We start from the raw sequence: 9240 nt of genomic DNA on the forward strand, positions 1-9240 counted from the left end.
TACCAAAGGATTGTTACTCCTCAGTCTTATCTTGCTGACGCTCGCCTGCTGGGCGGTCAGTAGGATTGTTATGATGATGATTCACTGGGCGAGCAGGGACCACGGTAGAAATCGCATGCTTGTACACCATTTGGTTGACGGTATTTTTCAGCAGGATCACGAACTGGTCAAAAGATTCAATCTGGCCTTGAAGCTTGATACCGTTTACCAAATAGATAGAAACAGGTACACGTTCACGGCGCAGTGCATTGAGAAACGGGTCTTGTAGAGATTGCCCCTTAGCCATTTTTAATTTTCCTTATTGGTTTGTAGTTGTATTAGCAACAAAAAGATCAACAACGCCGCTTACAACAATCCAAGTATACCCTGCTCAAACTGCGATCAGGTTAAACACTTTGTGACTGTTTGTAACGATAACGGCACGTCGTCGCTATCAAGCCATGTCAAATTGTCCCAGCTACGAAGCCAGGTAATTTGACGCTTGGCTAACTGACGGGTGGCACACACACCACGATAGACTGCATCATCAATAGAGCAGCTACCCGCCAAATAATCCCACATCTGTCGGTAACCCACGCACCGGATCGAAGGCATATCTGAATTCAAATCGCCGCGATCGTAAAGCGTACGAACCTCCTCCTCGAAGCCAGCTTCCATCATCTTTTGGAAACGTAACTCAATTCGGCGATGTAGCTCCCCCCTTTCCTTAGGGGCTATTGCAAATTGGTGAACCTCATATGGCAATGGTTCACCTTTGGTTTCGGTCAACTCAGTCAGAGTTTTACCCGAAATACGAAAAACTTCCAGCGCTCTCGACAGTCGCTGAGGATCATTCGGATGAATCCTCGCTCCTGCGACAGGATCGATACTGCACAACTCGTCATGCAGTGACTGCCAACCTCGCATCTGCGCTTCCTGCTCAATAGTAGCTCGGATCGCCTGATCCGCAGGAGGCAAAGGTGACAAACCTTCCAATAATGCTTTGAAGTAAAGCATCGTACCACCAACTAAAAGCGGAATTCTCCCTTTTGCGACAATGTCCGCCATTTCTCGCAGCGCATCGGCGCGAAAATCAGCCGCGGAATATGCCTCAGAAGGATCGAGAATATCGATCAATCGATGCGGCGCTAATGCCAATTCATGCGCATTAGGTTTAGCGGTGCCAATATTCATATCACGATAGATCAATGCGCTATCGACACTGATGATATCGACGGGGAACTGTTGTCTTAGCGCGATAGCCAGATCGGTTTTACCCGATGCGGTCGGCCCCATTAAGAAAATTGCCTTAGGCAAAGCGTTAGTCATGTTTGAATGCTTCTATTGCCGTTGCCACATCGACCGGACGCAGTAACGTTGAAAAATGCGCTGCTAGCTGATCCTGCCAACAGTGTTCTAACTCAGTGATCAGTGTAATGGCTTGCGACAGGCCGTAGTCGTCTGTTTTTTGCGTCGCTTGTACTGCCAACCAATCCATCAGTTGTTCCTCAGAAAGCACATTTTGCTCCCCTTTCTGCGCTAAAACATCCAAAAGTGTAGGAACAAAGTGCTGCAAATTGTGTTTGCGCAGCGGCTGACACACCGCCATCACCATAATTTGCGAAGACGATTTCTTTCGGATAACAATACCAAACTGCTGAAGCAGTGCATCATATTGTGCTAATAATTTGATTTCTTGCGCTGACGCTGGCAAAGCCTGCGGGATCAATAGAGGTTGGGCTTTTAACCCTTCCGAAGAGGCAAAGCGCATCTGACCAAGTATCGAAAGATACGCTGCCGCATCTAAATCCAATAGTGCGAAACCATCTATGCGCTGCAACAGCAAATATTTTGATGAGACAATCGCCAGTGCTTTGCCCAATCCTTTATCAACATGGCCGACTGAAATCGGCGTTTTTGAAAATGCTTTGGGAGGCTCAGCGACTTCATGTTGAGTAGGAACAACAGGGGTTGTCATTAGCGCCTTATAAGCGCGTTGCTCACTGTACGATGGCGCTGCTTCACCAAACCGCGCTTTGGTTTCACCGCGATGAGTATTGGTTTTGCCCGTTGTATCAGACTGTGCTCGCCACTCTGTCCCTTCGGACTGTCCCGGATATCTCGAATCCACATTGGCTTCGGCTTTTGAGTAGGCACTTGAGTCAGACGAAGGAGACGTACCTTCAACTGAACGAGAAGATGCGAAGCCTCGCGGTTCGGCTGTCGACGAAATTGTCTTCGTCGGCATTGAGATTGAAGAGGTAGACGCCGAACGATGTGCTGGCGAATCAAGCTGAGTACTGTCAGTTGCCGTTTCATATTCACCCGCTTCTGGGTGTGAATATTGAGCGTCATGCGCCTGCTCTGCTGCCACTTGCATCAATGCATCAGCAACAGCCTGATAGATAAAATCATGCACCAATCTCGCTTGATGAAAACGCACTTCATGCTTGGCTGGATGGACATTCACATCCACTTGATGAGGGTCAATATCGATATAAAGCACATATGCGGCGAATTGATCAGAGCGCAGTGACGCCTCATAGCCTTGTCGAATAGCATGATTAATGAGTTTGTCTTTCATCATGCGCTGATTAACAAAACAATGCTGAATATCGTTTTGGGCGCGCGCACCTTGTGGTGTGCATATCCAGCCACGAAGGGTTAATCCTTGATGCTCAAGGCTCACCTCGACGGCCGTTTTAACAAACTGACTGCCACACGCGGCAGCAAGTCGACGTTCGCGCTGCGCATCATTAGTGGCGGCACGATATTGACGCACCATCGTCCCGTTGTGACGCAATGTAATGGCCACATCAAAACGGCTTAACGCAATACGTTTAAGCAATTCATCAATGTGGCTAAATTCAGTTTTATCCGTGCGCAGAAACTTACGACGTGCGGGTGTATTAAAGAATAAATCCACCACTTCCACGGTTGTCCCTACAGGATGAGCAGCAGGTTTAACCTGAACCGCCATATCTCGCCCTTCTGCATAGGCAGACCACGCTTCTGTTTGTTGCTGCGTGCGAGAAGTCAGTGTCAGACGGGAAACAGAACTAATACTGGCGAGCGCTTCACCACGAAAACCAAGGCTAATGATGGCTTCAAGATCGTCAAGGCAGGTGATTTTTGAGGTTGCGTGACGACTAAGCGCTAACTCCAACTCATCTTTGTTAATACCCGAGCCGTTATCACGAATACGAATGAGTTTGCTGCCGCCTTTTTCGATATCAACATCGATACGTGTCGCACCCGCATCAATGCTATTTTCGACAAGCTCTTTAACCACAGAAGCTGGCCGTTCAACGACTTCGCCTGCTGCAATCTGGTTCGCCAGACGAGCAGGTAATATCTGAATCGTCATGCTTAGCTCCCGGGAATAATCAAGGTTTGACCGACCGCCAACTCGTCTGAGCGTAGCTTATTGACGTTACGGATACTGTCGACCGTCACGCCATAGTTACTGGCGATTTTACCCAGATACTCCCCGCGTTTCACTTTGTGCTGTTTGTTCTTCGGTTTAATACCGACCACTTTTAACTTCTGGCCCACAGCCAACTCATCAGAACGCAGCTTGTTCGCACTACGTATACTGGCGACCGTCACGCCGTATTTCGACGCAATTTTGCCAAGGTATTCACCGCGGCCAACAATATGGAGTTTGGTGACCGTTTTACCCGATGAGGTTTTGGCTCCGCGTTGAGGTGCTGTAGGCTTAGATGACGTCGACGCTAACGTACCTAAGTTTACGTTAGGCACACTCAACACTTGCCCCACTCTCAACGAGTTAGACTTGAGGCCATTTGCGGCCTTAATTGCAGACACTGTACTGCCGTATTTCTTAGCAATAACGGATAGAGACTGACCGGGTGTCACTTTGTGCTTCACGCCGTTTTTACGAGCAGCCATTAAGGTGCCATCTGGCGGAAAGTCTTCAAAATAGGTCAATACCCCTTTGAATACCGCGTTGGCAATTTTTTGCTGATGACCAGAACTCAGCAGAAGCCTTTCTTCTTTCGGGTTAGTAATAAAACCCGCTTCGACCAACAAGGATGGAATGTCGGGAGATTTCAGTACTGCAAGACTGGCATGTTCAGGGCTGGATTTATGCAGCTTTGTCACTTTCCCCATTTCCTTCAATATGCGAATCGCGACGTCATACCCTTCTTTTTGCGAGTTACTAAATTGCAGGTCGAGCACCGCACGACTGAGATATTCGTCTTCGTTGTCATCAAGTAATGCGCCACCGCCAAGCAAGTTAGATTGCTCTTCATGCTTTTCTATCCAACGACCAATTTCATTGTTTGCGCGACTACGCGACAACACCCAGACGGATGCACCGCTAGGTTGAGGCTTGTGAAAACCATCCGCATGAATAGAAACGAGAAGATGCGCACCATGTTTACGGGCAATTTCAGAGCGCTTGTTCAGATCAACAAAGTAATCACCATTTCGCGTCAGTACGGCTTTTAATCCTGGCGTCGCATTTATCTTTTGAGCAACGCGGCGTGCAATGGAGAGAGTGACGTGTTTTTCGTATTTACGCTTTGGCCCCACGGCGCCAGGGTCATTACCACCATGGCCGGGATCAATCGCAATAATGATGTCATCCGTCCCAAACGGCAAGGCGGCTTGAGCTTCTGAAGGTTTCGGTTTTTTCGCCGGCGTCACAGCAATAACTTTTGCACTGTGTGGTAGATCAATAACCAAACGGTGGCCGTATTCACCACCAGGTGCAAGCGCGAATATCCGAGGAGTACTTTTGTTTTTCAGCTCAAAAACAAGGCGATAATCCCCTTTTTTAGCCGGATTGCTTTTACGGATTTTGGTTAAGATTTTACTGTCGCTGATGGTTTTCGGCAATGTCATGCCCAGCGATGTATCTTTGATATCCACCACCAGACGATCAGGCTTAGTTAGCGTAAAAAACGAATAGGCGGGTTCACTCGCCATATCCATCACAACTCGGGTTTCATCAGGTGCTGGCCAAATACGCACATTTTCGAGTGAATTCGCCCATGCTGAGGTCATCAACCCCAGCCAACCTATGATCCCTGCTAACACGCCAAGCCAACGCATAAATCTATTTCCACTCCAACGTATCAATCAGAGCTTCACCGACATCGGTATTGGCTTTCACCTGTACCGTTCGCTGCTCACCGTTATATTTCAGTGTGATATCGAGATCAGGTTCTGGCAATAAACCTTCACCTTTTTCCGGCCACTCCACCAAACAAAGCGCGTCAGGCGTGAAGTAATCACGTATCCCCATAAATTCAAGTTCTTCAGGATCGGCCAAACGGTAGAGGTCGAAATGGTAAACCTGCCAAGAGGCAAGCTGGTAGGGTTCGACGAGTGTATAAGTTGGACTCTTTACGTTACCTGCATGGCCAAGAGATTGAATAAAGCCGCGCGAAAACGTCGTTTTCCCCGCACCTAAATCTCCATGTAGATAAATCGTAGTTTGCTGTGAACACGCTGCTGCGAGTGCCGCACCAAACGCCACTGTTGCCTGCTCATCGGCAAGCTCAGTATTGATCATTATTGTCATGTTTCTCACTGCTTTATTGTTTAACGGTCAATCGCCGTCAAATCTGCATTTGTTCTATGTTATTTCCTAGCAAAGGTAGCAAGTCGCTGGCCAATAGACCACGCGATCCATGCTGCGCTGCGATATCTGCAGCATAACTGTGCAGAAACGCGCCAAACCTTGCTGCATCTTCAAGAGATTGAGATTGCGCCAAACAAGACGCTATCACGCCCGTTAACACATCCCCCATTCCACCTGATGCCATGCCGGGGTTTCCTGCATGGATGACAAAGGAGTGAACGCCATCATAAACGATTGTGCCTGCACCTTTAAGCACCACCACGCCACCGTAGCGATTATGTATTTCTTTGACGGCAGAAAACCGATCCCGTTCAATTTCTTCAACACTGAGATTCAATAATGTTGCGGCTTCTCCCGGATGAGGAGTGAGTATCCAATTATTTTGCTGGTTTTGGCGTTGATTTCGACAAGGATCCCTCGAAAGCAATGTTAAACCATCAGCATCGATCACCATCGGCTTACAACTCTCAAGCGCCGCATCAAACACTCGCTTTGACCAAGCAGATTGACCCAGCCCTGGGCCAAGTGCAATCACATCAGCCCAAGCGAGTATTTCGTTCAGTGCTTTATTGCCTCGCTTTTCTTCCCATTGCCGAGTCATTAACTCAGGTTGGCGAGCCAATATCGCGGTCACATTCGTTTCATGGGTTAACAATGCCACCAGTCCCGCACCCGTTCGCAATGCAGCCTGACCACACAAAATAATCGCGCCACCTGTCCCTTTTTCACCGCCGATACAAAGAAGGCGCCCGAAATGACCTTTGTGGGCACTTTGGCAGCGAGTGGGTTCCAATTGCCGCGCTTGCTCTGAACAGAGCAGTGTAACTGAAGAGGGGATATGCGCTTCAAACGCTTGACCTATATCCAGACCATCAAAAATTAACTCGCCGCAATAATCCACCGCTTTTCCAGTAAAAAGCCCCTGCTTCAATGCGACAAACGTCACCGTGATGTCGGCGCTCACCGCACCGCTAAGCACACCGCCCGTATCAGCATGCAATCCGCTCGGGATATCAACAGCAAGGACAGGCGACGACGAGGCATTAATCGACGCAATAGCATCACGATAGCACCCCGACACATCCCGTGATAAACCGGTACCAAGCAGCGCATCAATAATCAGATCACGGGGTTCATCGGGCAAATCCCCCGTTAAGATCGTCCCACCTTGTTTTACGAAGGCTTGCTGCGCTAACAAGGCATCGCCTGTGATCTTAAGAGGGTCGCAGGCAGACCAAAGGGTCACATTTAAACCCGCTTCAAGCGCTAATCGCCCTACCACATAGCCATCGCCACCATTATTACCACTGCCACAACAAATCAGGATCTTATCCGCTTCAGGCCAACGCTGACAAAGTACGTTAAACACGGCGAATCCCGCATGCGTCATTAAATCGTACATTTTCACGCCAAGATCCGATGCGATCTTGCGTTCTCCGTCTCTAACCTGATCCGATCGATACAGGGAGTGTGGTAAACTTGCCGTCATCTTCAGCTATCCATCCTGATCTTATGTCTGACTCTCGATCTCTATCGTCGATCAATTTTAACCAACTTGCTGAAAATATCAGGCAATGGGGGCGTGAACTAGGTTTTCAGCATATTGGTATTACCGATATTGATCTCCGTCAGCATGAAGCCCAACTTCAACGATGGCTTGACGCTGGTTATCATGGCGAAATGGATTGGATGGCGCGCCACGGCATGATGCGTGCCCGCCCACAAGAGTTGGTTGAAGGGACTATTCGCGTCATCAGCGCGCGTATGGACTATCTGCCACCCAATGCGGGGTTTGCCAAAACGCTCGACGACCCTTCGCTTGCCTACATTAGCCGCTACGCGCTTGGCCGTGATTACCACAAGCTGATCAGAAACCGACTGAAAAAATTAGGCGATCGCATCTCACAAGAAGTCGGACCGTTTGGCTACCGCCCATTTGTTGATTCCGCCCCTGTGCTGGAGCGCCCTCTGGCGGAAAAGGCAGGACTAGGCTGGACTGGCAAACACTCGCTCTTACTCAGTAAAGAGGCCGGTTCATGGTTCTTCCTCGGCGAGCTATTAGTAGATTTGCCGCTTCCTGTGGACGCGCCGCAAGATAACCTCTGTGGGAAATGCGTTGCCTGCATGACCTCATGCCCAACCAATGCCATCGTTGATAATACCGTGGTAGATGCGCGACGCTGTATTTCTTATCTCACTATAGAGCTTGATGGCCCTATTCCTGAGGAGTTTCGCGTTGCTATGGGTAACCGAATTTATGGCTGTGACGACTGCCAGTTAGTCTGCCCTTATAATCGTGAGGCTGAACTCACACAAGAAGCGGACTTCCACGGTCGACCAAGTTTGGTTCAACAATCATTAAAAACGCTTTTCAGTTGGGATGAATATACATTTTTAAAAGAAACTGAAGGCTCTGCAATTCGCCGTATAGGCCACGAAAAATGGCGCAGGAACCTGTCAGTTGCGATGGGGAACGCACCTTACGACCCAGAAATTATTGAGCTTTTACAAGCAGCTAAAAGTTTCTCTGCTATGCTTGATGAGCATCTCGATTGGGCTATCGCTCAGCAAGTCGAGCGCAAAAAGGAAGCAGCGATTAGTGTACAGCCCGCTTCAACTAAACGGCTAGTCCGAATAGTCCAAAAAGGTTTGCCTAGAGACGCATAAATCATGCAAATCTTGACGAATTTACCAGTTTTCAATCGATAAAAGTTCAAAAATAAGACACAGATTCACTTCTGCTGCGCAATGTGGAAAACATTTTCAGTACGCCATAAATCAGTGCATATCAATAAAGTTAAACACAATCTGTGAATAATCTCGGCGTGATGTCACGTAAGGTGACAAGGTTGGGGATAAACGCTTGAAAAGTTATTTCTCGAAAAACACTAACCCAATAAAAACATACAGTTATACAAAATCTCATGCACAAGCATGAGTTATCCACTGATCATCTTCCGAGCAGGTAACTCTGCGAAAGGTCACACCTTCAAATATTCATCAACGGCTTTACCCACAACTTGGTCGCTGTGGATAACTCTGTGAGAAACATATAAATGCGAACAACTATGCCTCAGTGGCATAGTAGGAATTACTTTAGTATTCAGATTTTAGCTGGGCTAGACCTTGCCCTGAGATAATGCTTCACAGCATTAAAGACAACGACTCGCTGTACCCTACATATAACTGGTACATATTCCGCGAAGTGTTGATGCTTACAGACGATTTACTGTAAGAAATTGAAACGAAACACAAGGCTTCTTGTATCTCGTGCCTCTGAAGTATCAGAAGCCTAAATTGGAGCGACACACGAGGCTCGAACTCGTGACCTCAACCTTGGCAAGGTTGCGCTCTACCAGCTGAGCTAGTGTCGCATTAAAGAGCGTCCGAATGACTTCGGCAATTTTTGAAGCGATTGCAAGGTAACTTGCGTTTCGCACTTCCGACATATCGAAAGGTATCAATTTGGAGCGACACACGAGGCTCCCGATCTTCAAGGCTTAGGCGTGACCTCAACCTTGGCAAGGTTTCTTGCGTGTTGCGCTTCCGACGTATCGAAAGGTATCAATTTGGAGCGACACACGAGGCTCGAACTCGTGACCTCAACCTTGGCAAGGTTGCGCTCTACCAGCTGAGCTAGTGTCGCA

The 9240-nt window shown here is 48.2% G+C and carries 7 protein-coding genes and 2 tRNA genes; 1 reads left to right on the forward strand and 8 read right to left on the reverse strand.

All coding sequences use genetic code 11. The features are described 5' to 3' along the window. Positions 1 to 13 precede the first annotated feature (13 nt). The 6 genes from hfq to ACED36_RS05865 form a co-directional block, all read right to left on the reverse strand. Complete coding sequence (gene hfq / locus ACED36_RS05840; RefSeq protein WP_016959113.1) at positions 14 to 286, reverse strand: RNA chaperone Hfq; 273 nt, start codon at positions 284 to 286, stop codon at positions 14 to 16. Between the two features lie 95 nt (positions 287 to 381). Continuing rightward, positions 382 to 1308, reverse strand: coding sequence for a tRNA (adenosine(37)-N6)-dimethylallyltransferase MiaA (gene miaA, locus ACED36_RS05845; protein WP_026024106.1), 927 nt, complete (start codon positions 1306 to 1308; stop codon positions 382 to 384). Then, positions 1301 to 3346 carry a DNA mismatch repair endonuclease MutL gene (gene mutL, locus ACED36_RS05850; protein ID WP_371732925.1) on the reverse strand — a complete coding sequence of 682 codons (2046 nt, stop codon included), beginning with the start codon at positions 3344 to 3346 and terminating at the stop codon, positions 1301 to 1303. The genes miaA and mutL overlap by 8 nt, the downstream gene beginning before the upstream one ends. Before the next feature lie 2 nt (positions 3347 to 3348). Next, positions 3349 to 5061, reverse strand: coding sequence for an N-acetylmuramoyl-L-alanine amidase (locus ACED36_RS05855; protein ID WP_371732926.1), 1713 nt, complete (start codon positions 5059 to 5061; stop codon positions 3349 to 3351). Positions 5062 to 5065: 4 nt separating this feature from the next. Beyond that, positions 5066 to 5533 carry a tRNA (adenosine(37)-N6)-threonylcarbamoyltransferase complex ATPase subunit type 1 TsaE gene (tsaE, locus tag ACED36_RS05860; RefSeq protein ID WP_035008755.1) on the reverse strand — a complete coding sequence of 156 codons (468 nt, stop codon included), beginning with the start codon at positions 5531 to 5533 and terminating at the stop codon, positions 5066 to 5068. A gap of 37 nt (positions 5534 to 5570) precedes the next feature. Then, positions 5571 to 7082, reverse strand: a complete 1512-nt coding sequence (locus ACED36_RS05865) for an NAD(P)H-hydrate dehydratase (protein WP_371732927.1) — start codon at positions 7080 to 7082, stop codon at positions 5571 to 5573. A gap of 50 nt (positions 7083 to 7132) precedes the next feature. Between ACED36_RS05865 and queG the strand changes: the two genes are divergently transcribed. Continuing rightward, on the forward strand, positions 7133 to 8260 hold the full coding sequence (queG, locus tag ACED36_RS05870) for a tRNA epoxyqueuosine(34) reductase QueG (RefSeq protein WP_139124399.1): 1128 nt from the start codon (positions 7133 to 7135) through the stop codon (positions 8258 to 8260). A 631-nt stretch (positions 8261 to 8891) separates the two neighbouring features. Here queG and ACED36_RS05875 read toward each other — a convergent pair. After that, positions 8892 to 8967: transfer RNA gene (locus ACED36_RS05875), tRNA-Gly, on the reverse strand. A gap of 196 nt (positions 8968 to 9163) precedes the next feature. Beyond that, positions 9164 to 9239 (reverse strand) — tRNA-Gly (locus ACED36_RS05880). Position 9240: the final 1 nt, after the last annotated feature.

It is taken from the genome of Enterovibrio sp. FF113, from assembly GCF_041439165.1.
GTDB classification, from domain to species: Bacteria; Pseudomonadota; Gammaproteobacteria; order Enterobacterales; family Vibrionaceae; genus Enterovibrio; species Enterovibrio norvegicus_A.